Origin of the sequence: Methylophilus sp. 3sh_L (assembly GCF_046766015.1) — a bacterium.
Classification (GTDB): domain Bacteria; phylum Pseudomonadota; class Gammaproteobacteria; order Burkholderiales; family Methylophilaceae; genus Methylophilus.
The window spans coordinates 711,162-737,641 of record NZ_JBKOUF010000001.1; the positions used below are offsets into that span (position 1 = coordinate 711,162).

Here is a 26,480-nt window from a genome sequence, read left to right on the forward strand (position 1 = left end):
TATTTTGTCCGTTTAGCGCGCTTTATTTGACGATCCGTTGTGCGCTGCCGCTGCCTGTATCAATGCTTTAAATGCTGCGACATCAATCTGCGCTCCTTCAAAGATATCAATCGCTCGCCGGGTGTTCCCCTCCAAGCTTGAATTAAAGAGCGTAGCTGGATCTTCAAGCATCGCCCCTTTAATGAAAGTCAACTTGACTTTAGATTGATAAGTTTCACCTGTACAAATGATTCCATCTTTAGACCATACAGGTGTGCCCATCCATTTCACTTCTTCTATGACGTCTGGAATTGCGTCATGAATAAGCGCACGCATATTGCTCAACACGGCTCCACGCCAATCGTGAAGCCCTGCAATTTTTTGATCAATGAGCTTTGAGGCTTGCACTGGTGTTTGGGGGCTTGAGCTACTCACTGCGTTTCCTAATATGCGTCTACTTCGCTAAAAAGCAAATAATCGATTGAAGTAAATTATTTTGGATGTTTCCGTTGGAAAGAGTTGTTAGCCATTGCATTAGTCATTTGTTTGAGAGCTTCTATTATGCCAAACAGCTCTTCTGGAAAGTAACGGAATGTCGCTTGTTCTAACGGCGCACCCGCTTGAATCCAGTCCTCACTTTTTTGGTGATATTCTGCTTCGGTGAGTCCTTCGTATTTTTCATATGGATAGCGAAGGCTAATAAAGTTGTTGCCCCACTCTTTCAAAATATCTGATGTCTTTGTATCCAATGCAGAAGGACCAATTCGGTCATGTGCTCTTTCGAGAATTTCTTTTTGAGTTTCTAAAGGCAAGTCGTGAAAAATAAGGTGATATTGGTGGCGGTGTGATGTTTTTTTTCCTACAACGACTTCATGTACTAACTTCAGCAAAAGCTCCAAACCCAGAAGAGAGAGCAAGTGAGCTGAATCTCCTCTGTTATGCAAAAATTTAGCATCTTCAAGGCGGCGGACAGCCTCCCGATGCATGAGCTGAAGATAGAAATCGGACATAATTACTCCCAAATCGCACGCTGCATAGCAACACCTCGTGCGCCACTGGCTTGAGCTTGGCGGAGATGCTCAGGTTGCACCCCACCCAGTGCATACACTGGAATTTCAAGCCCATTTAACATTTCACCAAATTGCTCCCAGCCTAGTCCAGTTGCTTCAGGGTGGCTTTTTGTTGGTAGCACAGGGGAGAGCATTGCAAAGTCTAGTTGTAATGATTGTGCTTGCGCTAACTCTACGCGGTTATGGCAAGAGGCACCTACTAACAATTTATCCGGTTTTTGTGTGAGGGCCAGCAGGCGCTGGCTATTTAAATGCACGCCGTGGTAGCCGAGTTGTAATGCTTGTTCGGGGCTGCCATTGAGTAAGCAGCGGCAGTCATAAGGCGCACATAGCTGTAATACTTCCTCGCTCAATTTGGCGAGTGCTGCGTCATCAAGCTGTGATTCGCGGATTTGCAGCAATTGCAGGCCATGGTCGAGCTGCTGCTTTAACGCTTGCAAGAATGCGTGTTCACCCATTTCCTGGAGATTGCTGATGGCATACACAGGCGGCAGGCTGAGGGATTGCATGATGGGTGCATTGGCAGGCAGCACGGGGCTGACGTTGAGGGTGCGTGGATGCTGCCAGGCAAACTGCTGGCCTTCACGTGCTTGTAATTCGCCTTGCCAGGCATGCACAAAGAAAAAGTGCAGCAGCACGGTTTTGGCTTCGGCGTCATGTGTGGCCGGGTAGTCGTAGCGGCGTTTGATCCATGGCTGGATTTGTGTGGGCGTAATGCCGAGTTCCTCTTGCGATTCTCGGATCAAGGCATTTTCTGGTGTTTCGCCAGATTCGATTTTGCCGCCGGGGAATTCCCACCAGCCAGCCCAGCCTTTGCCGTTGGGACGGCTGGCGAGCAGGTATTCGCCATTGGGGCGGATCAGGATAGCGACGGCGACTTGGACGAGTTTTGTCATGGCTCAGGATTTCAGTTGCAGTTGGCCGGCATAGTCTTTGGCAAACTGATAGGCTACTCTGCCGCTGCGGGCGCCACGCGTATGGTAAAACTGCAGGGCAGCGTGACGGGCGGCATCATCCATCTTAATGCCGAAAGTTTTTAGCCAGTGCGCGGCAATATTCAGGTATTCATCCTGGTCGAAACTGTAAAACGATAGCCATAGGCCAAAGCGCTCTGCCAACGAGGTTTTTTCATCTATGGTGTCGTTTTGGCGGATTTCACCTTGATCAAGAATGGGCTGGTTGTCCGCCATGTATTCCGGCATCAGGTTTTTGCGGTTGGAGGTGGCGTAGACCAGCAGGTTGGAGGATGCATTTTCAATCGAGCCATCGAGGATGACTTTGAGGGCTTTGTAACCCAGATCATGCGCTTCAAAGGTCAGGTCATCGCAAAAAATAATAAACTTTTCCGGGCGTTGGCGGATCAATTGAGTGATTTGCGGCAGGTCTGTGAGGTCTTGCTTTTCGACTTCGATCAGACGTAAGCCTTCGCTGGCGTAGGCGTTGAGCACTGCCTTTACCAGCGAGGATTTACCGGTGCCTCGTGCGCCTGTCAGCAATACGTGGTTGGCAGGCAGGCTTTGTAAAAACTGGCGTGTATTGCGTACCACCTCATTTTTTTGCCGGTCAATAAAGCGGATATCATCCAGCAGGATTTGGTGGGGATGTGCAACGGCCTGTAACTGGCCGTGCCCGTTATGTTTGACCCAGCGCCAGGCCACGGCTTGCCAGTCTGGCTCGGCAGGAGGGGGTGGCAACAGGCTTTCCAGGCGGGTAATCAGGTGGTCGGCGCGCTGTATGAGCTGTTCAATGGCGTTCATGGGCGAGGCTTCAAATGTCAAACGAGGTGGTATTGTACACAAAGCAGGCAGGTCCCGCTCAACCGGCAAAGTCTGGTTAAACCTGGGCTGGAATAAGACATAATAGCGTTTTTAATGCTGCGCGCAGCAGGCTAAGCCACGCTGCCGCACGCGGTCCATTGGGTAAAGACATAAAGATGATGAATCGTCGCACTATTATTTTGGCCTCGCGCAGCCCTCGCCGCGTCGAGTTATTGGCGCAATTAGGCGTGCATTGTGAAATTTTGCCCGCAGATATTGATGAATCTTGCCTGCTTGGCGAAGATCCCGCTGTTTATGTACAACGTTTGGCGGTGGCCAAAGCGCAAGCGATCCATGCGGCGCATAGCCAGCGCGGGTTGCCCATTCTGGCGGCAGATACCACGGTGGCGCTGGGTAACGAGATATTGGGCAAGCCTGCGGATGCCGCTGAGGCAATGGCGATGTTAACGCGCCTAAGTGGAAGTTTGCATGAAGTCCATACCGCCGTGGCCGTGATGCACCAGGGACAAGTGCAATGTTTGCTGAGTACGACGCGGGTGCAGATGATGCCGGTGCCGTTGGCGGCGTTACAGGATTACGTCGCTTCGGAAGAGCCCATGGATAAAGCGGGTGCCTACGGCATCCAGGGCCGTGCCGGGGCCTGGATTTCGCGCATTGAGGGCAGTTATAGCGGGGTGATGGGCTTACCACTGCATGAAACGGCGCAGTTGCTTAACGCGTGGTAAACTGCTGTCAAAAAAATAGATTCGGGATTGGATAAGCACTATGTCGTTGGCACAGGAAGTTTTGATTAACGTCACGCCGCAGGAAACGCGCGTGGCGATTCTGGAGCAGGGCATCGTTCAGGAGTTGCATATTGAACGCGCTTCGTCGCTAGGGATTGTCGGCAATATTTATCGTGGTACTGTTGTGCGCGTGTTGCCTGGCATGCAGTCTGCCTTTGTGGAGATCGGCCTGCCGCGCGCGGCATTTTTGCATGCGGCCGACATCATGGAGTGCCATACTGAGGAGGGGGCGGTAAAGACCGACCGCCCGATTCAGGAGGTGTTGCATGAAGGGCAGTCGATTATCGTCCAGGTGATTAAAGAGGCGATCGGCACCAAAGGTGCACGGCTGACCACTGAAATCAGCATTGCCGGCCGTTTTTTGGTCTACCTGCCTTACCAGAAACATATTGGCGTGTCGCAACGCATTGATCACGAAGAAGAACGCGAGTTTTTGCGCAACCGTTTGCTCGGTTTGTTGCCTGAAGCACGCGAAGGTGGCTACATCATCCGCACGATGTCAGAGAATGCGACGGATCAGGAGTTGCTGGCGGATATTGAGTATTTGCGCAAAGTCTGGCAAAAAATCCAGACCGAGAGCACCAAAGTGGGTGAACGCTCGCTGATTTTTTATGACTTGAGCTTGCCGCGACGCATTTTGCGCGATGTGGTATGTACCGAAACTACCAGTATCCGTGTCGATTCGCGCGAGATGTTTGAGCGGCTGAAGGAGTTTGCCGAACTCTACGTCTCGCATGCGGTGAAACCGCTGACGCACTACAAAGGCGAACGCTCGCTGTTTGAGTTTTACGATATTGAAAACGAAATCGAAAAGGCGCTGGCGCGCAAGGTAGAACTCAAGTCTGGTGGCTACCTGATCTTTGACCAGACTGAGGCGCTCACCACGGTGGATGTGAACACCGGGAGTTTTGTCAGTGGCAAAAACCTCTCAGATACTATTTTTAAAACCAACCTCGAGGCAGCACAAGCAATTGCCCGTCAGCTGCGCCTGCGTAACCTGGGTGGCATCATTATCATCGACTTTATTGATATGGATGAAGATGCACAGCGTGCGGCGGTGCTGGAAGAGTTGCGCAGTGCTGTGACGCTGGACCGTGCCCGGATTAATGTGAATGGCTTCTCTGCGCTCGGGCTGGTGGAGCTCACGCGTAAACGCACGCGTGAAAGCCTGGCGCATTTACTGTGTGAGTCGTGCGAGGTATGTCAGGGCCGTGGCGAGCTCAAAACTGCGCAGACGATTTGCTATGAAATCATGCGTGAGCTACTGCGCGAATCCAAACAGTTTAAGAATGCCAAAGCCTTCAAGATTCTGGCGTCGCCTGAGGTGATTAATATGCTGGGCGACGAGGAGTCGCAAAGCCTGGCGAGCTTGTCTGACTTTATCAAACGCCCGGTGTCCTTGCACATGGACACCCAATACGGGCGTGAAGAGTTTGATATTGTCTGGGTTTAGGCCTTAGTTTCACCGGTCCGGGACGCCATATGCGATGGCTGTCCCGGGCACGATCTTTACAGCATGCCGCCTGCCAACCCTGGCAACACGATATGGCTGATCATTTGCAGCAGCAGCAAAGCGACCAACGCTGAAAAATCAAAGCCCTGAATTGATGGCAGCACGTTACGTAGCGGGTTGAGGATAGGTGCTGACAACTGGTTCAGCACGCCATAAATCGGGCTGTAAGGGTTGACCCAGCTTAAGATCGCCATGAGCAGGATGGCGTAAAAAAACACATCCAGTATTTGGCCTAACACGGCGACAAACGCTTGCCAAAACCAAAACACAGGGGATACCGGCGCGCCGGCAAGCAAGGTCAGCAAGACAAATAACACGACTTGTGTCAGCCATGCTAGCAACAAAGTGGATAAATCCAGCTGGCGGGCGGGCGGAATCAGTTTGCGGGCAGGCTTCACCATGAAGTCAGTTAAGGCCATAGCCATTTGTCCGAGCGGATTCTGGAATGAAGTCCGGGTCCATTGCATTAAAAAGCGCAACACCAGTAAAAAAGTCAAAATGCCAAATGCGGCATTCAACAAAAAAGTCGTCATGTTTTGCAACATTATTGTGCTCCCAATTGATCGCCAAGTTCTTTGGCGCGGCGTGCTGCCTGTGCTGCGGCATGTTGCATCATGCCATGAATATCGTGTTCGCGCATACTGATCAGCCCCTGTTCGGTGGTGCCCCCTTTGGAGGTGACTTGCTCACGCAGGGTAGCGACCGGGGTGGCGCTGGATGCTGCCAGCAAACTCGCGCCTTTAAACGTGGCCAGGCTCAGTTGTTGTGATTGGGCCTCACTGAGGCCAAGCGCGACGCCTGCGGCGGTCAGGGCTTCTATCATCAAAAAGACATAAGCTGGGCCACTGCCTGAAATCGCGGTCACCGCATCCAGCTGGTCTTCAGCTTCTAGCCAAACCACTTCACCTGCCGCTTGCAATAACTGGTCGGCAATGTCGCGCTGGCCAACTGAGACGGCTGGCAGGGCATAAGCGCCAGTAATGCCGGCCTGAATTTGTGCCGGGGTATTGGGCATGGTGCGTATCAAGGTCTGGTAGCCATCCAGCCAACGGCTTAAATCACCAGTGCGGATTCCGGCGGCAACCGAGATCACCAGTTGTGACTGCAAATGCGGAGCCAGCGATTGCGCCACAGCTTGTAATTGCTGGGGTTTGACTGCCAGCACCACAGCATCTACGGCTAGCGCGGCTGCTGAAAGCACTTCACTGGTGTTCACACCTAGTTTGGCTTGCAGCGCGGCGTGTTTGCTGGCGTCTGGATCTATGACCGTAATATTGGACATGGAAAAGCCACGTTGTTGCAGGCCTATCATTAACGCTTGTGCCATATTGCCGCCGCCAATAAAGGCGATGCGGGTGGCTGACAGTGATTGCATGATGTTCAAGTTCCTTCTTTTGCTGAGTCGTTATCGGATTTGTGCGGACGGGCCCCAAAAATGGCCGTGCCTATGCGCACCAGCGTCGCGCCTTCGGCAATCGCTGCGGTAAAGTCACCACTCATGCCAATAGAGAGGGTATCCAGTTGCACGCCTTGCGCGTTCAGGTGATCAAACAGGGCCCGCACCTGCCGAAATTGGTCACGTTGCTGGTTGAAATCTGCCACGGGGGCGGGAATCGCCATCAGGCCACGCAAATGCAAGTGGGGTAACTGCCTGATATTTAAAGCCAGATCCAATACCTCTTGAGCGCTGGCACCACTTTTGCTTGATTCCTCGCTAATATTGACTTGCAGGCAAATGTTTAACGGCGGCTTGTCTGCCGGGCGTGCATCAGACAGGCGTTGTGCGATTTTAAGGCGGTCCACCGAATGCACCCAATCGAAATGCGCGGCAATCGGCTGTGTTTTGTTGCTTTGAATCGGGCCAATAAAATGCCATGCTATTGCACAGTCTTGCAATTGCTGTTGTTTGGCGAGAGCCTCTTGCAGATAGTTTTCACCAAAAACGGTTTGTCCGGCCTGATAGGCTTCCCTGAGGGCAGATGCCGGCTGTGCCTTGCTGACCGCACAGAGTGTCACGCTTTGTTTGGCCTGGTAACTTTCACGTGCCTGTGCCAATTGTTGGCGTATCAGGGCCAGATTGTCAGCGATGTCAGTCATGGGAGGCAATACAGTGCAGGGTCGCGGTAAAAAATAATATTATATAAATAATCACTGGAGTGGATTGTGGATATTTCAGATTTATTGGCATTTTCAGTTAAAAACAAAGCCTCGGACTTACATTTGTCTGCCGGCTTGCCACCGATGATACGTGTGCATGGCGATGTGCGTAAAATCAACTTGCCAGCCATGGATCATGCCGAAGTACATAACATGTTGTACGACATCATGAATGACAGCCAGCGCAAAGTCTATGAAGAGAAACTGGAGTGCGACTTTTCATTCGAGATTTCTGACCTGGCGCGTTTCCGGGTGAATGCGTTTAACCATCAACGCGGGGCCGGTGCGGTATTCCGTACCATTCCAAGCAAGGTGTTGACGCTGGAAGAGCTCAACGCCCCGCGTGTATTCAAGGATCTCGCCGATACGCCGCGCGGGATTGTGCTCGTCACCGGGCCGACTGGTTCCGGTAAGTCGACGACTTTGGCGGCCATGATTGATTACATCAACGAATCACAGATGTCGCATATCCTCACCGTGGAAGACCCGATTGAGTTTGTGCATACCTCGAAAAAGTCATTGATTAACCAGCGCGAAGTCGGGCCGCATACCATGTCGTTTGAAAACGCCCTGCGTTCAGCCTTGCGTGAAGACCCGGATGTGATTCTGGTAGGTGAAATGCGAGACCTGGAAACGATCCGTCTGGCGCTGACTGCGGCCGAAACTGGTCACTTGGTGTTTGGTACTTTGCATACCAGCTCTGCGGCCAAAACCATAGACCGCGTGGTCGATGTGTTCCCGGCGGCAGAAAAAGAAATGGTGCGCTCTATGCTCTCAGAGTCGTTACGCGCCGTCATTTCGCAAACCCTGTGTAAAACCAAGGACGAGCAGGGCCGGGTCGCTGCGCATGAAATCATGATCGGCACCCCCGCCATCCGAAACCTGATCCGCGAAAACAAGATTGCACAAATGTATTCTGCCATCCAGACTGGTCAGAGCGTGGGCATGCAAACGCTGGACCAGAATCTGCAAGACCTGGTGCGCCGTAATGTGATCAGTGCAGACGAGGCACGCACAAAGGCCGCTAACCGTGACGGCATTATCGGGTAAATATTAAAGATGGATAGCAGCATGCAGACCGGCGCCGATCACGCGCAAACCGAAAAGTTTATCAACGACCTGTTGAAGCTCATGGTCACGCGTAAAGCCTCGGATTTGTTTATTACCGCAGGCTTTCCGCCTGCCATGAAGATTGATGGTAAGTTGACGCCGATTACCTCACAAACTTTGAGTACCCAGCAAACCGCTGAAATTGCGCGTGTGGTGATGAATGACAAACAGGCGCAAGAGTTCAAGGAGACCATGGAGTGCAATTTTGCCATCAGCATGCCATCGGTAGGCCGTTTTCGCGTCAATGCCTTCGTGCAGCGCAGTGCGATTGGCCTGGTGATCCGTGTGATCAATACCAATATCCCCAAATTTGATGATTTGAACTTGCCGCCTGTGCTCAAAGATGTGGTGATGGCAAAGCGCGGCCTGATTATTTTTGTCGGCGGCACGGGCTCGGGTAAGTCAACCTCGATGGCTGCCATGCTGGGTCACCGCAATGAGAGCAGCTACGGCCACATTATCACCATTGAAGACCCGGTAGAATTTGTACATAGCCACCGCAACTGTATCGTCACCCAGCGCGAAGTGGGCGTGGATACAGACAATTGGCACGCCGCACTCAAAAATACCTTACGCCAGGCGCCGGATGTGATCATGATCGGCGAAATCCGCGACCGTGAAACCATGGATTATGCGATCGCCTTTTCTGAAACCGGCCACTTATGCCTGGCTACCTTGCACGCCAACAGCACCAACCAGGCGCTGGACCGCATTATTAACTTTTTCCCCGAAGAGCGCCGCCAGCAACTGCTGATGGACTTGTCGCTCAATCTGCGCTGTATTGCCTCACAACGCCTGATACCTAAGGTGGATGGCTCTGGTCGTGTGGCTGCAGTAGAAGTGTTGCTGCATTCCCCCCTGCTTTCAGACCTGATTTACAAAGGCGATGTCCATGGCATTAAAGAAGTCATGGCCAAATCCCGTGAGTTAGGGATGCAAACCTTTGACCAGGCTTTGTTTGACCTGTTTGAAACTGGTCAGATCAGTTACGACGACGCCTTGCGTAATGCCGACTCTGTCAACGACTTGCGACTCAAGTTTAAACTCAACAGCAAAGTCGCCAACCCGGAAAATCAGGAACGCAGCAAGATTTCTGATCTGGATATTTTATAAGGTATCAAATACTTTTTTCTGTACATGCTCGTTAGTGAGGCAACCATTAATGAGCACCTTCTCCGCAGATTTTTTCAACAAAATAATTCTGATTTCTTCCCAACTTATCAAAAAAATCACTTGCTCTCAGTTAAAAGTGGCTTGTTAATTGGTGGCCGTTTGTTGCTTCAATACCCCCCATTTGTGCATGGATATTTTCCATACAAATATTTAATATATGTGAGTATTTGTGCTCTGAATTTCTATTTGACAGCTTTTTTAGTTAAAAGCTAATTTAGTGGGTTATTCATGAAATCGGTAAGAACTTCAAATGACATTCAAGTCAATTTTTCTGACGAAAGTATTAATCAACTGACTGAGCTTCTTTACCAAAGCCTTGAGGATGAAACGGGTTGGGAGCCATTTTTACTTCACTTGAGCAAAGTGCTGGGTATAAAGGTTATTCACATGATTGCACAGGATAAAAGTAATCATGCTATATCGTTTAGTGAACATGCCAATGTGTCAGTAGAGTCCGAGTTCGCATATTTGCATAAATATCAATTTGTTGAGCTACGGCTACAACATTTGACTGATAAATTACCAGGTTACTGGGTTCATGATTATGAAACAGTTGGTGAGGAGGTTATGGCTAAACATCCTATTTACCAAGAATTTCTCGCGCCAGCCGATGTTAAATATTCTTCCATATGTAAGCTGGTTGATGATGAGCGTGCAGTTGTCTACTTTGGGGTTTTCACGAGCCCTATGCAAGGACCAATTTCCAAAGAGTGTCTTAACTTCCTAAATAAGCTACTTCCTCATATGTGTAGGGTTTGTCGCCTTTCAATTCAGAACTTTATTTATTCAACTCAAGCTTTGGTCGGACACACGCTAGTCAATAAATTAAGACAACCTGTCATACTTACTTCTGTGCATGGTGAAGTAATGCATGTAAATGAATCAGCCAAACAAATGCTGAAAGTCACTGACTTAGTTAGCATTAAGGAAGGTCGTTTACAAATGCCGCCTAAATATCAGCAGATCTATTTGAATGAGTGCGAAGTTATGGAAATCGCCATCAAAACATCAAGTTTTGATGAAACTTCTAACTTTAAAACCTTACAAATCTCATCCTCAATTGATCATAAGACACTTTATGCTTTTTATACAATGTTGCCACCACAAAGAGTAATGAGAGCTTATGGGTTGCGTCCACTCGTAATGCTTTTTTTTTATCACCCCGAATCTGCACCCAAAGTTGATGCCTCTCTTCTAAGTGCCGCATTTGGTCTAACACCTGCCGAGTGTCGAATAGCAATATTACTGGCGGAAGGTTTTGCACAAAAGGAAATAGCACAAAGACTTGGTTTAAAACACGATACAGTCAGAAAACAATTGCAAATAATTTACCAAAAAACTTCAACTAACCAGCAGTCTGAATTGATTCGACTCATGTTGCATCTACCGAGCAATTTCCTACAAAAGTCAGCTAAGAATTTGAATGCTGATTAGCATGCGATAAATGTGTGCAGCAAATGCAACACCACAGTAGTTTCTAAATTCTTGCGCTGATTCAACAGACTTTAATTTCACACCATCCCATAAGCACTTAAGCTTTTCATGAAAATAATGATTGCTCCCCCAGTTGGGGGATGTGCGATTTTATTTCCATCCCTACCATAGCTCACATAACACGCGACCAGTCACTGACGCCGTGAAAATTAAATAAAAACGACTGGCGACCGCTTTACAGGCTTCTTATCCTAAGGGTACACACCATGCAATTGATTACACCAACCAAACCACTGCTGGCTGGCTTGATGCTACTGGCTGCGACGCAAGCCCACGCCAAACTCACCAGTTATACTGCCAATGGTACAGATTTAGTCTACAGCTCAGTGAGTGATGTGACATGGACTAAGGATGCAAATTTATTAGGCAGTATGTTTGCCAGCCAGGGTTTTGATACGGTTGTGAATGCCATTATTGCGGCCAGCCCCACCATCAGCAACACGCCTAACTTTTATAGTCCCACAGGCACTTATATCATCAGCGCCAGTGATTTTTCCAGCAACGGTAGTACTAGCTGGTTTGGTGCTATCGCTTATATAAACTACCTTAACAGCATTAGCTATGCCGGCGGCAATCAGTGGCATCTCCCCACCATAATAGACCGTGGTACACCTGGGTGTGATTTTTTTGCTTACAGTGGTACAGATTGCGGCTATAACAGCGCCACCAATGGCACAGCCAAAGGTGATGAGCTGGCTGAGCTGTACTATCAAGAGCTAGGTAGTTTGGCAAGCAAAGATATCTATGGAGATAATCAACCAGACTATGGCATTAAAGACCCGAACAACACATTTGTAAACGAGCAATCTTCATTGTACTGGTCTGGCACGGAATCCGCGCCGAATGCTGATGGTGCGTGGGGCTTCGGTACCAACTATGGCTACCAGTCACCATCCGTTAAGAACGACAGCTTTACGAACAGCCTATTCTATGCATGGGCTGTAAGTCCCGGACAAATCGCGGCTGTGCCAGAGCCTGAGAGCGTGGCTATGCTGCTGGCAGGTATAGGCTTGCTAGGTGGCGTGATGCGTCGTCACGGTTGAGACTCTGGTGCTTTAGTAATTAGGTATTTGGAGGCGCATTGAAAAGCAAACTCCCCTTGTGGCCTGATTACGCTCTCTGTGAAACAGCCGACAGTGAATCAAGCGATTAATTATAGCGCCAGGCACAATTTTTTCAGTTTGCACCATGAGTTCTCCGCAATAGCCATCCACTAAGTTGGCGAACTTAAAAGAGATTGGCAGCAAACGATAACTTGAATTTTTTTCACTTCATCTTTAAGGAGTTTTTATGAATAAGTTATTTTTTACCGCAGCTATGATGTTGAGTTTAGGCACTGCGCAAGCAAACTCAACAGTGAGTTTTATATTAGGGGCCGACGATTATGCCGATATTTTCATTTCTACTGATGATACTCAGCAGGGAAATTTAATCGGCTCAACTTCATTTTTCAGTGGGCCATTGCAAACAATCACCAGCAATTTGACATCCGGTATTACAAATTACATCCATATTCTTGTTCAGAATTATGGCGGCCCTGACTCAATCGCTGGAGAGTTTACTTTAATTGGCGCTGGTTTCGAGTTCTCTAATGCCAAGCAGTTTTTATCTACCACACCTTCAACGGTTAATTTAAGTGCCACAGGTTTTGGTGTTGATTATCAAGTACCAGTTAGTTACGGAGCGATGATTGATTACGGCACTTATTACAGTGATCAATTTGCATTCCCTTTGATTACAGAGAATATTAGCGGTGTTGGCGGCCCTAGCTATTTTTCTATACCTGTCTATGCAGTGGCCGCAGTTCCAGAGCCTGAAAGTGGGGCACTGCTATTAGCTGGTTTGGGGTTGCTGGGTGGTGCATTGCGCCGCCACCAGAGCTAATTATTTTCTAGTTTGATCTTTATCCAATTTGTTTTAAACCGAAAGGATTTTTTATGCAGATCACAAAAGCTTTGAGTTCGCTGGTCATGTTCGTTAGTTTGTCGACATTCAATTTTTTTGCAATGAATGCTAATGCAGCTACTTACAATGTTGAACAAACTTACAGCGGTCTTTTTTCGCAAACAGTCACAGAAGTGGATACTGGTCTGGGTTATAGCAATATTCTTTACAAAACCACGGTCAATTTATTGCCTAATAATCTCGTGAGTGGGGATGCTAGTCTTTTCTCGACTTCGCTCACGACCTCAACTGAGTTTTTGTTTAACGTGGCAACCAGTGTTTTAAGCTGTGCCGGAGTGTGCCAATTCACCGAAACTTTAAAAAATGGGGATACTATCTTTGGCACCATTTTATCCAACGGACCTTACGCGACAGAGGCAAATGTTGATCCTGCAATTGCGTCTCCGTTTAGCAAAATTTGGTATACAGGCGATTTGCTGATCACTGGCGGTACAGGCTTGTTTGCCGGTGCAACTGGCTATGGCACATACAAAGGGGTAGATGATTACACCACCATGACCCAAACACTCACTTCAACTTTTAGTGTTACACCCGTACCAGAGCCTGAAGGTTTTGCTTTATTGCTAGTGGGTTTAGGTTTGATAGGGGTTCTGGTACGACGCAATCGAAAGGCGACTTAGCAATAACAAAACTTTTATTCGAACATTTATTAAGTCAAATCCTGCCCTAAGAGCTTAGGGCAGGATCATCGTCCTTTTGGCACTAATCCTATTCCCAAGCTATCAGGATTGGCTATTCAGTTGCATGGTTTCCTGCTGAAATACCAGGTTCCCTTGGGTAATGGTTGCCGTGACCTTACCAGACAGGCTGTGATTCACAAATGGCGTATTCTTGCCTTGGCTGATCAGGGCTCGGCCATCGACGCGCCACTCCATTTCAGGGTCGTAAATCACCACATCAGCCGTTGCACCGGTTTGTAAAGTGCCAGCACTGACGCCCAGAATTCGGGCGGGTATCTGCGTTACTTTGGCCAGGGCTTGCAAGGGCGAGAGTTTTGCCTGGGCTGACCATTTCAAGGTCAGGGGTAGCAAGAGCTCTAGTGCGGAAGCCCCGGGGTGTGATTCGGCAAACGGGAGTGCCTTGGCATCATCGTCAACTGGCGTATGATCCGAACAAATCGCATCTAGCGTACCGTCCAGCAGGCCAGCGCGTAAGGCATCGCGGTCACGTTGGGTACGAACGGGCGGTTTTAGATGCACCATGCTGTCAAAAAAGCCGATATCCATGTCGGTCAGGTGCAGGTGCTGGATACTGACATCCGCAGTGACGGTCATGCCCGCCTGTTTGGCTTGCCTGATCAACTCAACTGACTCAGCGGTGGAGACGCGGGCAATATGCAATTTGGCGCCTGTGGCTTGGGCAATGCGCAGCATGGTTTGCAGTGCAATGCTTTCTGCCGCCGCCGGGATGCCTTTGAGACCCAGCCTGGAAGCGACTTCACCGTCATGTGCGACCCCGTTTTTTGCCAGATAGGGATCCTCAGGCCGCATAAACAGCGTATAGCCGAAAGTCGCGGCATATTCAAACGCCCGCCAGAGCACCTGGGTATCGACAATCGCTGCATCCGCCTGCGAAAAGCCTACGCATCCGGCAGCAGTCAAGGCATACATTTCAGTCAGTAACTGGCCTTCTAATTGCCGTGTCACCGCACCAAGCGGGTAGACATGGGCCAGCGCCTGCGACTTGGCGCGGTGCTTGAGCATCTCAACCAGTCCAGGCTCGTCGAGCACGGGATCAGTATCTGGCGGGCAAGCCAGGCTGGTAACACCACCTGCCATCGCCGCACGCAACTCACTTAGCAAGGTTGCCTTGTATTCGCTGCCTGGTTCGCGCAGGCGGGCACACAAATCCACCAGGCCGGGCAACACCCATTTGCCTTGGGCATCCAGTGTCTGGTCAGGCTTGAAGCCTGTTGGTGCCTCACCTATGCCGACAATCTTGCCTGCGCTGATATAGAGGTCTTGTACTTGGTCCAGTTGTTGGCTGGCATCCATCAAGCGGCCTTGTGTAATCAGGATATTCATGCGGCGCTGCCTCCTCCCAGAATTGCCATCACCGCCATGCGTACTGCAATCCCATAGGTTACTTGCGGCAGGATGACGGATTGTTTGCCATCCGCCACTGCCGAATCAATTTCTACTCCCCGGTTCATTGGGCCTGGGTGCATCACAATGGCATCCGGCTTAGCCAGTGCCAGGCGTTCAGGGGTCAAACCAAAGGTCTGGAAAAACTCCTGTGAGCTGGGTAACAAGGCCCCGGACATGCGCTCGTTTTGCAGGCGCAACATCATGACAACGTCTACGTCTTTGAGGCCTTGCTCCATATTGTGGAATACTTGCACACCCAGCTTTTCCACATCGGCAGGCAGCAGGGTACGCGGTGCGATCACCCGAATTTCAGGGACGCCCAAGGTGGTCAGCGCATGGATTTCACTGCGGGCAACGCGCGAATGCAAGACATCGCCCACAATCGCCACGCGCAGGTTGTGCATCTCTGGCTTGTATTTGCGGATGGTGAATACATCCAGCAAGCCTTGGGTCGGGTGCGCATGGCGGCCATCGCCGGCATTGATCACGCTGATGTGCGGTGGCACGTGTTGCGCAATGAAATGCGCGGCACCGCTTTGCTGGTGACGGACCACAAACATATCCGCATGCATGGCAATCAGGTTGTTCACCGTATCAAGAATGGTCTCGCCTTTGGATTGTGAAGAGGTGCTGACATTGAGGTTGAGCACATCGGCCGACAGGCGTTTGGCGGCAATTTCAAACGTGGTGCGCGTACGCGTACTGTTTTCAAAAAAGATATTGCAGACGGTTTTGCCACGCAGCAGCGGCACTTTTTTCACTTCGCGTTCGGCAACGCCGACAAAGTTTTCGGCGGTGTCCAGAATATCGGTCAGGATGCGCTTGGGCAGACCTTCGATGCTTAGCAAGTGTTGCAGCTGGCCCTGGGCGTTGAGTTGCGGGTTATACATGGGCATCCACTCCATTCGCTGCCGAGGTGGCAATGCTCAGGTGCAGTTTGCCCTGAGTGTTGATCGCCAGTTCAAACGATTGATTGGCCTGCAATGGCAGATCGGCGCCAGTCATATCGGGGCGGATCGGTAGTTGGGCGCCGCCACGGTTGATCAGTACGGCCAATTGCACCGATGCGGGACGGCCATAATCAAATAATTCATTCATGACGGCACGTGTGGTGCGGCCCGTATAAAAAATGTCATCAATCAGGATGATATGTTTACCGTTTACATCAAACGGAATTTGTGCAGGCTGCGCGGCTGTTTTCAGGCCGCGTTGCGCATAATCATCGCGGTACATGGCGGCATCCAGCTTGCCATGCACGATGTCGTGGCCTAATTCGTCCTGCAAACGCTGCAACAGTTTTTGCATAAGCCAGACGCCGCCGGTATAAATACCTACTAGGGCAGTCTCGGCCTGGATACGCGGCTTGAGTTGCGCATACAAATGATCAAGTAATTGTTCGGGATCAGGTAAAGTCATGGGCATCCTGTGCTACGCACCTGTGTGATAAGCATCAAAATAAGATTGTAATATAGTTTGGGCAGCAACCTGGTCCAGCATCTGCTTTTGCGCCCGGCCGTGGATGCCTGCTTCGCGCAGCGATTGCGAGGCCTCCGCCGAAGAGAGCCGTTCATCTACCATGACGACTGGCAAGTTAAAGCGGCCTTCCAGGCGTTGGGCAAACTTTTGTGCCAAGGCCGTCATGGTGTGTGCCTCCCCATCCAGTGACATCGGCAGGCCGACTACCAGCAGTACTGGTTGCCATTCTTTTAGCAAGGATTCAATTTGCGCAAACTTGGTAGCGTTTTCTTCAGCTTCTATGGTCAACAGCGGATGGGCGAGTTTGAGCAGGGTGTCGCCGACTGCGACGCCAATCCGTTTTTCACCAAAATCAAACGCCAGTAAGGTGCCGGTGATGTCAGGATAGCGGCGTTGGGTAATCGGTAAATGGCTCTGGTTGAGTGGCTGTTTGCCAGGCCTGGTTGCATCAGGCATGCCCGGCAACCTCGGACAAGGTGGCAAAATCCACGCCTAATTGCTGCATGGCCCAAGCAAGTTTGTCATCACTGGGCAATTTAAAAATCAATTTATGTAGTTGATGATCTTCAGTCAGCGGCAGTGTCAGCCAAGCGTTGTCCTGGATTTCCTGTTCAAGCTGACCAGCAGCCCAGCCGGTATAGCCCAGTGCAATAAACATGTCTTGCGGCGCTTCATCACGGGCGGCGGCTTCGAGGATATCTTTAGACGAAGTCATCGCTAGTGTGGCGGACAAGCCCATGGTGGTGTTGAATTCCGTGGCGGGTGCATGCAGGACGAAGCCACGTTCAACTTGTACCGGCCCGCCAAAATGCACGGGGCGGGCTTGTTGTTGCGCAACCTCGCATGCCATGTCCAGTTGCTCAAACAGATCGCCCACATTCAGTTTTAGCGGATGGTTGAGGATCATGCCCATGGCGCCATCTTCGTCATGGTTACAGATCAGGATCACGCTTTTGGTGAAGTAGGGGTCCTGCATGGCGGGCATCGCAATCAGGATTTGGCCAGTCAGGTCCAGGCGGTTTGCCTGCTCATTCAAAGTCAATTGCTCAGTCATCGGGGAGGCTTTATCACAAAGTCATGCATGCGCTTCCTCTGCGCTCAAGTACCCGGTAATTTCAAAACCAAAGCCATCCATACTCGGCATTTTGCGTGGGGCAGCCATCAGGCGCATTTTCTTCACGCCGAGATCCAGCAGGATTTGTGAGCCGATACCGTAATTACGTAATTCCTGATTGAGGACCAGTTTTTGGTCGGCGCGCAAAATGCGATCAGTCAGGCCCAGGCCATCTTCATCATGGTTGATGAGTACGATGACGCCACAAGCCGCCTGGCTAATGGTGCGCATCGCTTGCAGCAGATTCCAACTATGCGATTGGTGGCTGCTATCCAACAGGTCTATCATCGATAGTGGCTCATGGACACGGACCAGCACTTCATCACTTTGCTCTGGCTGGCCTTTGACCAGCACCAGATGGGTTTCCTGGGCAATGTGGTCGCGGTAGGCAATCAGTTGCATCGCTCCAAACACGGTTTCTATCTCGCGCTCGGCGCTACGCTCAATCAGTCTTTCGTGTGCGGCACGGTAGTGGATCAAGTCGGCAATGGTACCAATCTTGATATTGTGTTCGGCGGCGACCTGCATCAGGTCTGGTAGCCTGGCCATCTCGCCGTCATCCTTCAGGATTTCACAGATGACGCTGGCAGGTTCACAACCTGCCAGTTGTGCCAGGTCACAACCTGCCTCGGTATGGCCGGCGCGTACCAGCACGCCGCCATTCATGGCAGATAAAGGAAAAATGTGACCTGGACTGACGATACTGGCGGCACTGGCCTGTTTGGCAATGGCCGCACGGATGGTGGTTGCACGGTCTGCGGCGGAAATACCCGTAGTGACGCCCTCAGCCGCTTCAATGGAAACCGTGAAGTTGGTGCCCAGGCGCGTGCCATTTTTTTGCACCATGGGTGGCAGGTTTAATTGCCGGCAGCGCTGTTCAGTCAAGGTCAGGCAGATCAGCCCGCGGCCATACTTGGCCATGAAGTTGATGTGTTCAGCAGTGACAAATTCTGCGGCAATGACAAAGTCACCTTCGTTTTCGCGGTGTTCGTCATCTACCAGAATGACCATTTTTCCGGCACGGATATCGGTAATAATGGCTTCAATAGGACTAATCTGTGCTGACATTACTCTTGCTCCCAGGCTTGCATCCGCTCGACATAACGCGCAATCACGTCAATTTCGAGATTCACCAGGTCGCCTGCTTTGGCATACTGCATCATGGTGTGTTGCATGGTATGCGGAATCAAGTTAATGCTGACCTCATCCCGCACAATTTCATTGACGGTGAGGCTGATGCCGTTGACGCAAAGTGAGCCTTTTTTTGCAATGTATTTGCTGATCGCGTGAGGGGCGCTTATTTTCAGCTCCCAACATTCGCCCACCGGCGCGAGGGCGGTGATCTTGCCTAGCCCGTCGACATGGCCTGTGACCAGGTGACCGCCAAGACGGTCCGCCAGGCGCATGGCTTTTTCCAGGTTAACGGGGCCAGGTTTGCTCAGGCTGGTAGTCACGGCAAGCGTGACTTTGGATACCATGACCTGAAAACTGCGTGAATTAAAGTCTGTGACTGTCAGGCACACCCCATTCACGGCAATGCTGTCTCCCAACTGCACATCTTCCATTCCCAATCCAGGCGCTTCTATGCGTAATGCACAATCTTCGCCATGAGGAACGACTTCGGCAATCCGGCCGACGGTTTGAATAATCCCAGTAAACATGGTGTGATTTTATCAGTGCTGCATGCTAAAGTAATCACATTCCCGCAACATTTTTCATTCATACGGATAGAGAGATTTTTGTGCGACTCGACGATTTGGAAGAAAGCCAGCATGTTGAAGACCGCCGCGGTAGCGGTTTGGGTGGGCGCAGTATTGGCTTAGGGACGGTTGCGCTGGTGTTGGTCGCCATGTATTTTGGGGTGGATCCACAGATGGTGTTAAACCTGGCGCAGCAGGTCCAGCCTGCGGCTGAGGCGCCACAGACTCCTGCCGAAAGGCAGGACCCAAAAGTGAAGTTTGTGTCTCAGGTGCTGTGGAGTACCGAGCAAATCTGGAAACAGCAGTTTGCCGCCTTGGGACGTCAATATACGGTGCCTGGCTTGCAGATTTTTAGTGGGATGACCAGCACTGCCTGCGGTCAGGGACAATCGGCCATGGGCCCTTTTTACTGTCCGCCAGACCAAAAGGTCTACATTGATTTGAGTTTTTACCAGGAGCTGCAAGACCGCTTTAAAGCTCCAGGCGACTTTGCCCAGGCCTATGTGATTGCGCATGAGGTTGGGCATCATGTACAAAATCTGCTGGGGACCTCGGCCAAAGTGCAGCAAGCCAGGCAGCAGGCGGGTTCTGAGGCCGAGTCCAATGCTTATTCGGTTAAGCTGGAGTTACAAGCGGATTGTTATGCAGGTGTCTGGGCTTATTATGCAGATCAGCAATACCATGTGCTGGAAGCCGGGGATGTCGAAGAAGCGCTACAGGCGGCGACCGCGATTGGCGATGATACCTTACAAAAGCAGGCGCAGGGGTATGCCGTGCCGGATAGTTTCACCCATGGCAGTTCCGAACAACGGGTATATTGGTTCAAACAAGGCTTGCAGTCAGGTGACCTGAAAGAGTGCAATACCTTCAAAAGTTAAACATTAAATAAACAGTTGGTTTTATCAAACCGTTTCAGTCAGTAAAGAGAAATATGACAGAAGTCACAGCCGTAGTTGAGGATACACATTTAATTGAAACGACCGTTTCCAGTGCGGTCATGGCACAGGGCAAAATGCTGACAGTGCGTTATGACGAAGCGCGATTGCCCAATGGCCGGGTGAGTAGTCGCGAATATGTTACCCATCCCGGTGCAGTAGCTATTGTGGCATTGACACAGTCGGGTGAGGTTGTCCTTGAGCGCCAGTTCCGTTACCCACTCAAGCAGGTGTTTATAGAGTTGCCCGCCGGTAAGATCGACGCGGGGGAGCCAGTGTTGACCACGGGCCAACGTGAATTGCTTGAAGAAACAGGGTATACGGCAAAAACTTGGGTTAAGTTGGGGATACAACATCCTTGCATCGGTTATTCCAATGAGGTCATTCATATGTATCTGGCGACAGAATTGTCGCTGGGCGCTCATGCCAGGGATGTTGATGAGGCCATGGATGTGATGGTGTGGCCGTTTGCGCGTGTGATGCAAGCGATTGAAGACGGTGAAATTACCGATAGCAAAACGATGTCAGCGATGTTGATGGCCGAGCGCTATTTGCGCAAGCATCCTGTGGCTGGCCTTGCGCTGTAAAGGGATGCGATGCATGTGTTGCAGATAGGCTGTGGTGCGCTGGGTCAGCTGATTGCACAGGCGACCTTGGCACAAGGCCATACACTCACCATCGTCCGGCGCTCGCCACAGCCAGGGCCAGCAGGCGTGCAGGTGTTAGCGATGGATGTGGTCACGCAAGCAGAAATGCCTGCCTTGGCGAACCAGTCGCCGGAAATATTGTTGTATTGCCTGGCGCCGGTGGCCGGACAGACTTACCAGCAGACGTATGTTGACGGCTTGCGCCATGTACTGGCAAATATTGATCAACGCGCGTTAAAGCATGTGTTTTTTGTCTCGAGCACCAGTGTTTATGGTGAGCAGCAAGGACAGTGGATAGAAGAGGATACGCCAGCCATACCGGCTGAAGAAAATGGCCAGGTGATTCTAGCGGCTGAGCGGTTGCTGGATGGCCTGTCTTGTCCGCACACCGCGTTGCGGGTATCAGGGATTTATGGCCCACAGCGGCTGTATCTGCTCAAATTGCTGCAAAGCCCAGCGCGCTGGCCACAACATATTCAATGGACCAACCGCATTCATGAGTTGGATGTTGCCGGTGCGGTGGTGCATTTTTACCGCGAGATTGAAAGCGACAGGCCGCTGCCAGCACATATTATTCTGACAGATGGTAAGCCAGTGCCGCAACATGAGGTATTGCAATGGTTGGCGCAGCGTCTTGAGCAGCCAGGACCGCTCACGCCACCGTCCAGCTTGCAGACGGGTAAACGTATCCGCAACCAATTTTTGCAGCAATCGGGTTACCGGTTTTTATTTGCCGATTATCAGGCAGGCTATGCAGCCATATTATCTGAGATGGATCATGCATAAAAAAATTATTCTTACTCTGTTTTTTGTATGGCTCATGACGGCACTGAGCCTGACTGCGCAAGCAGGGGCTGCACAAAATGCGTCGCCGGATGGTTTTCAACCCTGGTTAACTGCCTTGCGCCAGGAAGCATTAACGATGCAGATTGCCCCCGAGGCCGTTGATGCGACGCTGACGGGGGTAGTTTATTTACCACGCGTAATAGAGCTTGACCGCAAGCAGCCAGAATTCGTCACCAGTTTTTCTGCCTATGTAAACCGCCGTATTAATCCGCGTGTGGTGAGTAAGGGCAAGGGCATGATGCAGGATTATGCGGGCGTATTTTATGTGGTAGAAGAGTTGTACCAGGTGCCGAGAGAGGTGCTGGTAGCCTTTTGGGGCTTGGAAACCAATTTTGGCGGGTTTACCGGGGATATTCCATTGGCCTCCGCGCTGGCAACCTTGTCATTTGAAGGGCGGCGCGCAGCGTTCTTTAAAAAAGAACTGCTGAACCTGATGCGCGTGGTAGAGCGCGATCAGCGCTACGACAGCCCTGTGGTTGGCTCATGGGCGGGCGCGACAGGGCATATGCAATTTATGCCTTCCACGCTACTTAAGTACGGTGTTGATGCGGACGCGGACGGTAAAATCGATATCTGGGACTCTTATCCGGATATCTTCAGTTCTGCGGCCAATTATTTGTCGCAGGCGGGATGGCAGCCCGGGCAACCGGTCAGCATCCAGGTCGCCTTGCCAGCAGGTTTTGATTACAGCCAGGCGCAATGGCAACAAAATAAGACTGTAGCTGAGTGGGTTAAGGCCGGGGTGGCAGGCGTTCCTGCTAGTGTCATGGAATTGCAGAAAGCGGCGATTGTGTTGCCGCAAGGTTTTGATGGCCCGGCATATATGGTGTTCCCCAACTTTGATGTGATCATGCAGTGGAACCGCTCCATTAACTATGCGCTCGCTGTTAGCCTGCTCAGTCAGCAATTGCGCCAGGATACTTACACATTGCAGCTACCCCCAGAGCCCCCCGCCTTGAGTTACCAGCAGATGTGGGTATTGCAGGAAGCCCTGAATGCGCAAGGTTTTGACTGCGGTGCGCCAGATGGTTTCCCCGGCGCTAAAACCCAGGCGGCGATCCGCCGTTATCAGGCCAGTCAAGGCTTGCCGCAAGATGGCTATGCCGGCGCTGATTTGTTTGGCCGTTTAACGGCACAAGTGCAGTCAGCCCAGTAAATCAGCGCGTTTTAAACCAGCCGGTGACGCTGATTCGCGCTTGGTTGGCGGGTAAAACCTGGTGCCAGAATCGGCTCGACAAAAACAGGACCAGCCTGCCCCCCACCGGTAAGATGTCAACATGCCGTGCATCGTGTGTTGGGGGCTGTGTATGCTCATCCAGATACAGGCGCAAGGCGCCCCCGGCATGGGCTGGCCAATCATCATTCAGGTAGAGGATTGCGGTCAAACTGCGGATGCCACTTGGTGTTTGCATCCCATGCTGGCGAAACTGGTCGATATGGGTGGCATAGCCGTTGGAACCGGCAGGGTAGAGGGCAAAATGGGTTTCGTAAGTAGCCAGTCCCATCATCAGGTGGCGGTTCGCCATCTGTTGCACCTCAGCCATCAAGTTAAAGTATGTTTGCAAGGCGGGGTCAGGGTCGTCGGCTTCCAGCCAGGCAATGCGGTCCGCACGCAGATTGGGGTTGGTAATGGCGGCTTTGCTGGTGCCCGCCTGGTGCATCTGTCCTCGCTGGTCGCGCGCCAACGCCAGTGTGCGCAACGCGGTGATGGTAGCGGAGGGCAGGCATTGATCGATCAGGCAATATTGTTGTTCACTGAGGGTGTCCATGATGGCGTCAGTCAATGTGGAGATTGCTGCGCCCAAGGGTAACTGAAGAATCTGCATGGCAATATTATAAGCGTGATCCCATTGCCTAACGACGGGCTTTCGGATAGAATGCGCAACCTTATTGATTGCAGTCCCTGTAATCAATCTTAAAATAGTCGCGTAGCTCAGCTGGTTAGAGCACCACCTTGACATGGTGGGGGTCGATGGTTCGAGTCCATTCGCGACTACCAAAATTCAAAAAGCCGTTATAATTAACGGCTTTTGTTGTTTTTATCAAATGCTTTGTATAGGCCTTGTTTCAAGGTTGTTCGCTAAAATTTTGACGGATCTGGCATGCCAAATATTCGATTACCCGATGGTTCTGTAAGACAGTTTGAACACGCCGTAACGGTGGCGGAGGTGGCTGCCAATATCGGCACCGGTTTGGCAAAAGCCGCCCTGGCTGGCAAGGTGACCTATCCTGGCCAGGAAGCAAAGCTGGTCGATACCAGCCATCAGATTACACAAGATGTCGAACTGGCGATCATTACTGACAAAAATGAAGAGGGGCTGGAAATTATCCGTCACTCCACTGCACATTTGTTGGCCTATGCGGTAAAAGAGCTGTTCCCGGATGCGCAGGTGACGATCGGGCCTGTGATCGACAACGGGTTTTATTACGACTTTAGCTACAAGCGTCCGTTTACCCCCGACGATCTGGTTGCCATTGAGAAAAAAATGGCTGAACTGGCAAAGAAAGACGAAAAGGTCGAGCGCAAAGTGCTGCCGCGTGATGAAGCGGTGGCTTACTTCAAAAGCATTAACGAGCACTACAAGGCTGAGATTATCGCCAGTATCCCCAGCAATGAGGATGTCTCGCTGTATTCTGAAGGCACATTTACTGACCTGTGCCGCGGGCCGCACGTGCCGAATACTGGCAAGTTAAAAGCGTTCAAACTCATGAAACTGGCGGGCGCCTATTGGCGTGGCGACAGTAATAACGAAATGCTGCAACGCGTTTATGGCACTGCCTGGCGCAACAAAGAAGAGCTGGAAGCCTACCTGCATATGCTGGAAGAGGCTGAGAAGCGCGACCACCGCAAACTGGGCAAGCAGCTTGATTTTTACCACATGCAAGACGATGCCCCAGGCATGGTGTTCTGGCATCCGCGTGGCTGGGTGATCTGGCAAGAGGTCGAGCAGTACATGCGCGCCAAATTCAGGGAATATGACTACCAGGAAGTGCGCACGCCAACTGTGTTAGATAAAACCCTGTGGGAAAAATCCGGCCACTGGCAAAATTACCGTGACAACATGTTTGTGACGCAATCGGAAAACCGCGACTATGCCGTGAAGCCGATGAATTGTCCTGGCCATATCCAGATTTTTAACAGCAGTTTGCACAGCTATCGTGATTTGCCCCTACGTCTGGCAGAATTTGGTTCCTGCCACCGTAACGAGCCATCAGGCTCATTACATGGCTTGATGCGCGTGCGTGGCTTCACGCAGGATGACGCCCATATTTTCTGTATGGAGTCCCAGGTTGAGGCTGAAGTGGCTGATTTCATCAAGATGCTGTATGAAGTCTACAAAGACTTTGGCTTTGATGATGTGATCGTTAAATTGTCTACCCGTCCGGAAAAACGTGTGGGCACCGAAGAAGCCTGGGATATGGCAGAAACCGCCTTGGCTAACGCAATTAAGGCGAACGGCCTTGAATTTGAGTATCAACCGGGTGAGGGCGCTTTTTATGGCCCGAAAATTGAATTTACGCTGAAAGATTCGCTGGGGCGGATGTGGCAATGCGGCACCATTCAGCTCGACCCTAACTTGCCTGAACGCCTGGGGGCGGAGTATGTGGCAGAGGACAATACGCGCCAGCGTCCGATTATGTTGCATCGCGCCATTGTCGGGTCTATGGAGCGCTTTTTAGGGATTCTGATTGAAAACTTTGCTGGCGCGATGCCTGTTTGGCTATCGCCAGTGCAGGTCATGGTGCTCAATATTTCAGACAATCAGGCTGATTACGTGCGCCAAGTAGTTGAAAACTTGAAGAAAAATGGCATTCGATGCGATTTTGACTTGAGAAACGAGAAGATTACCTATAAAATACGCGAACATAGTTTGCAAAAAATGCCTTATCTGATTGTTGTTGGGGATAAGGAAATGCAAAATGGTCATGTGGCCGTACGTACCAGAAAAGGTGAAGATCTGGGTGCGATGTCGGTAGATGCGTTTGTGGCGCGTGTACAGCAAGACATCAAAAACCGGGTCTGATTTTTAGGTGCCGTGCGGCTTTGTTTATTGTTAGGGGATTGTTATAGCTCAGGATAAAGATACACGCATTAATGGCGATATTACTGCGCCACAAGTGCGTCTGATTGGTGTAGATGGCGAACCATTAGGCATTATGAGTCTCAAAGAGGCCTTTGCCAAAGCGGAAGAAGCTGATATTGATATTGTTGAAATTGCACCAAATGCTGCACCACCCGTGTGCCGTTTGATGGATTATGGCAAGTTCAAATACGCCGAGAGCAAACGTCTACACGAGCAAAAACTCAAACAAAAACAGGTGCAGATCAAAGAGGTCAAGTTTAGACCTGGCACCGATGATGGCGATTACAACATCAAGCTGCGTAACATCATCCGCTTTTTGGCAGATGGCGACAAAGCTAAGATTACCCTGCGCTTCCGTGGGCGTGAAATCACGCACCAAGAGTTTGGTTTGGCTTTATTAAAGCGCTTGGAAGCAGATTTGGTTGAGCATGCTGCTGTTGAGCAGTACCCGAAAATGGAAGGCCGCCAAATGGTAATGGTGTTGGCTCCGGCTAAGAAAGCCGTGCCCGCCGCTAAAAAAGCGGACAAACCTGCTGAAAAAGCAGAATAAGTTTTTTGGAGTGATA

29 protein-coding genes and 1 tRNA gene are annotated in these 26,480 nt (G+C 50.8%); 15 read left to right on the top strand and 15 right to left on the bottom strand.

Annotated elements, in window-relative coordinates; translation table 11 throughout:
* Positions 1–12 precede the first annotated feature (12 nt).
* Genes ACIDF8_RS03610 through ACIDF8_RS03625 form a run of 4 tightly spaced genes read right to left on the bottom strand, consistent with a single transcriptional unit; the run spans position 13 to position 2,806 of the window.
* Entirely contained in the window at positions 13–414 is a 402-nt protein-coding gene (locus ACIDF8_RS03610; RefSeq protein ID WP_412009238.1) for a DUF1801 domain-containing protein, read from the bottom strand.
* Between the two features lie 56 nt (positions 415–470).
* Positions 471–989 (bottom strand): hypothetical protein, encoded by a 519-nt coding sequence (locus ACIDF8_RS03615; protein WP_412009239.1) that lies wholly within the window; start codon positions 987–989, stop codon positions 471–473.
* Positions 990–991: 2 nt separating this feature from the next.
* Positions 992–1,945 (bottom strand): Nudix family hydrolase, encoded by a 954-nt coding sequence (locus tag ACIDF8_RS03620; protein WP_412009240.1) that lies wholly within the window; start codon positions 1,943–1,945, stop codon positions 992–994.
* Between the two features lie 3 nt (positions 1,946–1,948).
* A complete protein-coding gene (locus ACIDF8_RS03625) occupies positions 1,949–2,806 on the bottom strand; it encodes an ATP-binding protein (RefSeq protein WP_412009241.1) in 858 nt (285 codons plus the stop codon).
* Between the two features lie 179 nt (positions 2,807–2,985).
* Here ACIDF8_RS03625 and ACIDF8_RS03630 point away from each other — a divergent pair, with 179 nt between their 5' ends.
* The gene (locus ACIDF8_RS03630) at positions 2,986–3,552 is read left to right on the top strand and encodes a Maf family protein (protein WP_412009650.1); all 567 of its coding nucleotides are present in this window, start codon (positions 2,986–2,988) and stop codon (positions 3,550–3,552) included.
* A gap of 46 nt (positions 3,553–3,598) precedes the next feature.
* Positions 3,599–5,065: a ribonuclease G gene (gene rng, locus ACIDF8_RS03635; RefSeq protein ID WP_412009651.1), complete on the top strand. Its 1,467-nt coding sequence runs from the start codon at positions 3,599–3,601 to the stop codon at positions 5,063–5,065.
* A gap of 56 nt (positions 5,066–5,121) precedes the next feature.
* Here rng and ACIDF8_RS03640 read toward each other — a convergent pair whose 3' ends face one another.
* Genes ACIDF8_RS03640 through ACIDF8_RS03650 form a run of 3 tightly spaced genes read right to left on the bottom strand, consistent with a single transcriptional unit; the run spans position 5,122 to position 7,222 of the window.
* Complete coding sequence (locus ACIDF8_RS03640) at positions 5,122–5,670, bottom strand: YggT family protein (RefSeq protein WP_412009242.1); 549 nt, start codon at positions 5,668–5,670, stop codon at positions 5,122–5,124.
* Complete coding sequence (gene proC / locus ACIDF8_RS03645) at positions 5,670–6,500, bottom strand: pyrroline-5-carboxylate reductase (protein WP_412009243.1); 831 nt, start codon at positions 6,498–6,500, stop codon at positions 5,670–5,672. The genes ACIDF8_RS03640 and proC overlap by 1 nt, the downstream gene beginning before the upstream one ends.
* A 5-nt stretch (positions 6,501–6,505) precedes the next feature.
* Entirely contained in the window at positions 6,506–7,222 is a 717-nt protein-coding gene (locus ACIDF8_RS03650) for a YggS family pyridoxal phosphate-dependent enzyme (RefSeq protein ID WP_412009244.1), read from the bottom strand.
* A gap of 66 nt (positions 7,223–7,288) precedes the next feature.
* Between ACIDF8_RS03650 and ACIDF8_RS03655 the strand changes: the two genes are divergently transcribed.
* The 6 genes from ACIDF8_RS03655 to ACIDF8_RS03680 all read left to right on the top strand — a co-directional run bounded on the left by ACIDF8_RS03655 (position 7,289) and on the right by ACIDF8_RS03680 (position 13,644).
* Positions 7,289–8,332, top strand: coding sequence for a type IV pilus twitching motility protein PilT (locus ACIDF8_RS03655; protein ID WP_412009245.1), 1,044 nt, complete (start codon positions 7,289–7,291; stop codon positions 8,330–8,332).
* 9 nt (positions 8,333–8,341) lie between these two features.
* Positions 8,342–9,505 carry a PilT/PilU family type 4a pilus ATPase gene (locus ACIDF8_RS03660; RefSeq protein WP_412009246.1) on the top strand — a complete coding sequence of 388 codons (1,164 nt, stop codon included), beginning with the start codon at positions 8,342–8,344 and terminating at the stop codon, positions 9,503–9,505.
* A gap of 288 nt (positions 9,506–9,793) precedes the next feature.
* Positions 9,794–10,999, top strand: a complete 1,206-nt coding sequence (locus ACIDF8_RS03665; RefSeq protein WP_412009247.1) for a helix-turn-helix transcriptional regulator — start codon at positions 9,794–9,796, stop codon at positions 10,997–10,999.
* A 266-nt stretch (positions 11,000–11,265) separates the two neighbouring features.
* Entirely contained in the window at positions 11,266–12,102 is an 837-nt protein-coding gene (locus ACIDF8_RS03670; RefSeq protein WP_412009248.1) for a PEP-CTERM sorting domain-containing protein, read from the top strand.
* 247 nt (positions 12,103–12,349) lie between these two features.
* Complete coding sequence (locus ACIDF8_RS03675) at positions 12,350–12,943, top strand: PEP-CTERM sorting domain-containing protein (protein WP_412009249.1); 594 nt, start codon at positions 12,350–12,352, stop codon at positions 12,941–12,943.
* 53 nt (positions 12,944–12,996) lie between these two features.
* Positions 12,997–13,644: a PEP-CTERM sorting domain-containing protein gene (locus tag ACIDF8_RS03680; RefSeq protein ID WP_412009250.1), complete on the top strand. Its 648-nt coding sequence runs from the start codon at positions 12,997–12,999 to the stop codon at positions 13,642–13,644.
* A gap of 102 nt (positions 13,645–13,746) precedes the next feature.
* On the opposite strand, the gene ACIDF8_RS03685 is transcribed toward ACIDF8_RS03680, so the two are convergent.
* The 7 genes from ACIDF8_RS03685 to ACIDF8_RS03715 are packed head-to-tail and all read right to left on the bottom strand — an operon-like array spanning position 13,747 to position 19,362.
* Entirely contained in the window at positions 13,747–15,048 is a 1,302-nt protein-coding gene (locus tag ACIDF8_RS03685) for a dihydroorotase (RefSeq protein WP_412009251.1), read from the bottom strand.
* Complete coding sequence (locus ACIDF8_RS03690) at positions 15,045–16,001, bottom strand: aspartate carbamoyltransferase catalytic subunit (protein WP_412009252.1); 957 nt, start codon at positions 15,999–16,001, stop codon at positions 15,045–15,047. The genes ACIDF8_RS03685 and ACIDF8_RS03690 overlap by 4 nt, the downstream gene beginning before the upstream one ends.
* Positions 15,994–16,527, bottom strand: a complete 534-nt coding sequence (gene pyrR, locus ACIDF8_RS03695; protein ID WP_412009253.1) for a bifunctional pyr operon transcriptional regulator/uracil phosphoribosyltransferase PyrR — start codon at positions 16,525–16,527, stop codon at positions 15,994–15,996. Before pyrR ends, ACIDF8_RS03690 begins: the two co-directional genes overlap by 8 nt.
* A gap of 12 nt (positions 16,528–16,539) precedes the next feature.
* Entirely contained in the window at positions 16,540–17,043 is a 504-nt protein-coding gene (gene ruvX, locus ACIDF8_RS03700; RefSeq protein WP_412009254.1) for a Holliday junction resolvase RuvX, read from the bottom strand.
* A complete protein-coding gene (locus tag ACIDF8_RS03705; RefSeq protein WP_412009255.1) occupies positions 17,036–17,641 on the bottom strand; it encodes a YqgE/AlgH family protein in 606 nt (201 codons plus the stop codon). The genes ruvX and ACIDF8_RS03705 overlap by 8 nt, the downstream gene beginning before the upstream one ends.
* A gap of 21 nt (positions 17,642–17,662) precedes the next feature.
* A complete protein-coding gene (gene ribBA / locus ACIDF8_RS03710; protein ID WP_412009256.1) occupies positions 17,663–18,769 on the bottom strand; it encodes a bifunctional 3,4-dihydroxy-2-butanone-4-phosphate synthase/GTP cyclohydrolase II in 1,107 nt (368 codons plus the stop codon).
* Positions 18,769–19,362: a riboflavin synthase gene (locus ACIDF8_RS03715; protein ID WP_412009257.1), complete on the bottom strand. Its 594-nt coding sequence runs from the start codon at positions 19,360–19,362 to the stop codon at positions 18,769–18,771. Before ACIDF8_RS03715 ends, ribBA begins: the two co-directional genes overlap by 1 nt.
* Before the next feature lie 80 nt (positions 19,363–19,442).
* On the opposite strand from ACIDF8_RS03715, the gene ACIDF8_RS03720 reads away from it, so the two are divergent.
* Genes ACIDF8_RS03720 through ACIDF8_RS03735 form a run of 4 tightly spaced genes read left to right on the top strand, consistent with a single transcriptional unit; the run spans position 19,443 to position 22,985 of the window.
* Positions 19,443–20,279 carry a neutral zinc metallopeptidase gene (locus ACIDF8_RS03720; RefSeq protein WP_412009258.1) on the top strand — a complete coding sequence of 279 codons (837 nt, stop codon included), beginning with the start codon at positions 19,443–19,445 and terminating at the stop codon, positions 20,277–20,279.
* Positions 20,280–20,332: 53 nt separating this feature from the next.
* Complete coding sequence (locus tag ACIDF8_RS03725) at positions 20,333–20,923, top strand: NUDIX domain-containing protein (RefSeq protein ID WP_412009259.1); 591 nt, start codon at positions 20,333–20,335, stop codon at positions 20,921–20,923.
* Between the two features lie 9 nt (positions 20,924–20,932).
* Positions 20,933–21,769: an NAD-dependent epimerase/dehydratase family protein gene (locus ACIDF8_RS03730; protein WP_412009260.1), complete on the top strand. Its 837-nt coding sequence runs from the start codon at positions 20,933–20,935 to the stop codon at positions 21,767–21,769.
* Entirely contained in the window at positions 21,762–22,985 is a 1,224-nt protein-coding gene (locus ACIDF8_RS03735) for a lytic murein transglycosylase (RefSeq protein ID WP_412009261.1), read from the top strand. Before ACIDF8_RS03730 ends, ACIDF8_RS03735 begins: the two co-directional genes overlap by 8 nt.
* A 1-nt stretch (position 22,986) precedes the next feature.
* Here ACIDF8_RS03735 and ACIDF8_RS03740 read toward each other — a convergent pair whose 3' ends face one another.
* Positions 22,987–23,655, bottom strand: coding sequence for a 2OG-Fe(II) oxygenase (locus ACIDF8_RS03740; RefSeq protein WP_412009262.1), 669 nt, complete (start codon positions 23,653–23,655; stop codon positions 22,987–22,989).
* 96 nt (positions 23,656–23,751) lie between these two features.
* On the opposite strand from ACIDF8_RS03740, the gene ACIDF8_RS03745 reads away from it, so the two are divergent.
* The 3 genes from ACIDF8_RS03745 (at position 23,752) to infC (ending at position 26,464) form a co-directional block, all read left to right on the top strand.
* Positions 23,752–23,828 (top strand) — tRNA-Val (locus ACIDF8_RS03745).
* 103 nt (positions 23,829–23,931) lie between these two features.
* Positions 23,932–25,854: a threonine--tRNA ligase gene (gene thrS / locus ACIDF8_RS03750; protein WP_412009263.1), complete on the top strand. Its 1,923-nt coding sequence runs from the start codon at positions 23,932–23,934 to the stop codon at positions 25,852–25,854.
* Positions 25,855–25,897: 43 nt separating this feature from the next.
* On the top strand, positions 25,898–26,464 hold the full coding sequence (gene infC / locus ACIDF8_RS03755) for a translation initiation factor IF-3 (RefSeq protein ID WP_412009652.1): 567 nt from the start codon (positions 25,898–25,900) through the stop codon (positions 26,462–26,464).
* Positions 26,465–26,480: the final 16 nt, after the last annotated feature.

Excerpts from the sequence above, each read along its gene's own strand:
- ACIDF8_RS03615 (WP_412009239.1), bottom strand. The coding sequence starts at position 989 with ATGTCCGATTTCTATCTTCAGCTCATGCATCGGGAGGCTGTCCGCCGC.
- ACIDF8_RS03620 (WP_412009240.1), bottom strand. The coding sequence starts at position 1,945 with ATGACAAAACTCGTCCAAGTCGCCGTCGCTATCCTGATCCGCCCCAAT.
- ACIDF8_RS03625 (WP_412009241.1), bottom strand. The coding sequence starts at position 2,806 with ATGAACGCCATTGAACAGCTCATACAGCGCGCCGACCACCTGATTACC.
- ACIDF8_RS03630 (WP_412009650.1), top strand. The coding sequence starts at position 2,986 with ATGAATCGTCGCACTATTATTTTGGCCTCGCGCAGCCCTCGCCGCGTC.
- ACIDF8_RS03640 (WP_412009242.1), bottom strand. The coding sequence starts at position 5,670 with ATGTTGCAAAACATGACGACTTTTTTGTTGAATGCCGCATTTGGCATT.
- proC (WP_412009243.1), bottom strand. The coding sequence starts at position 6,500 with ATGCAATCACTGTCAGCCACCCGCATCGCCTTTATTGGCGGCGGCAAT.
- ACIDF8_RS03650 (WP_412009244.1), bottom strand. The coding sequence starts at position 7,222 with ATGACTGACATCGCTGACAATCTGGCCCTGATACGCCAACAATTGGCA.
- ACIDF8_RS03660 (WP_412009246.1), top strand. The coding sequence starts at position 8,342 with ATGGATAGCAGCATGCAGACCGGCGCCGATCACGCGCAAACCGAAAAG.
- ACIDF8_RS03665 (WP_412009247.1), top strand. The coding sequence starts at position 9,794 with ATGAAATCGGTAAGAACTTCAAATGACATTCAAGTCAATTTTTCTGAC.
- ACIDF8_RS03670 (WP_412009248.1), top strand. The coding sequence starts at position 11,266 with ATGCAATTGATTACACCAACCAAACCACTGCTGGCTGGCTTGATGCTA.
- ACIDF8_RS03675 (WP_412009249.1), top strand. The coding sequence starts at position 12,350 with ATGAATAAGTTATTTTTTACCGCAGCTATGATGTTGAGTTTAGGCACT.
- ACIDF8_RS03680 (WP_412009250.1), top strand. The coding sequence starts at position 12,997 with ATGCAGATCACAAAAGCTTTGAGTTCGCTGGTCATGTTCGTTAGTTTG.
- ACIDF8_RS03685 (WP_412009251.1), bottom strand. The coding sequence starts at position 15,048 with ATGAATATCCTGATTACACAAGGCCGCTTGATGGATGCCAGCCAACAA.
- ACIDF8_RS03690 (WP_412009252.1), bottom strand. The coding sequence starts at position 16,001 with ATGTATAACCCGCAACTCAACGCCCAGGGCCAGCTGCAACACTTGCTA.
- pyrR (WP_412009253.1), bottom strand. The coding sequence starts at position 16,527 with ATGACTTTACCTGATCCCGAACAATTACTTGATCATTTGTATGCGCAA.
- ruvX (WP_412009254.1), bottom strand. The coding sequence starts at position 17,043 with ATGCCTGATGCAACCAGGCCTGGCAAACAGCCACTCAACCAGAGCCAT.
- ACIDF8_RS03705 (WP_412009255.1), bottom strand. The coding sequence starts at position 17,641 with ATGACTGAGCAATTGACTTTGAATGAGCAGGCAAACCGCCTGGACCTG.
- ribBA (WP_412009256.1), bottom strand. The coding sequence starts at position 18,769 with ATGTCAGCACAGATTAGTCCTATTGAAGCCATTATTACCGATATCCGT.
- ACIDF8_RS03715 (WP_412009257.1), bottom strand. The coding sequence starts at position 19,362 with ATGTTTACTGGGATTATTCAAACCGTCGGCCGGATTGCCGAAGTCGTT.
- ACIDF8_RS03725 (WP_412009259.1), top strand. The coding sequence starts at position 20,333 with ATGACAGAAGTCACAGCCGTAGTTGAGGATACACATTTAATTGAAACG.
- ACIDF8_RS03730 (WP_412009260.1), top strand. The coding sequence starts at position 20,933 with ATGCATGTGTTGCAGATAGGCTGTGGTGCGCTGGGTCAGCTGATTGCA.
- ACIDF8_RS03735 (WP_412009261.1), top strand. The coding sequence starts at position 21,762 with ATGCATAAAAAAATTATTCTTACTCTGTTTTTTGTATGGCTCATGACG.
- ACIDF8_RS03740 (WP_412009262.1), bottom strand. The coding sequence starts at position 23,655 with ATGCAGATTCTTCAGTTACCCTTGGGCGCAGCAATCTCCACATTGACT.
- thrS (WP_412009263.1), top strand. The coding sequence starts at position 23,932 with ATGCCAAATATTCGATTACCCGATGGTTCTGTAAGACAGTTTGAACAC.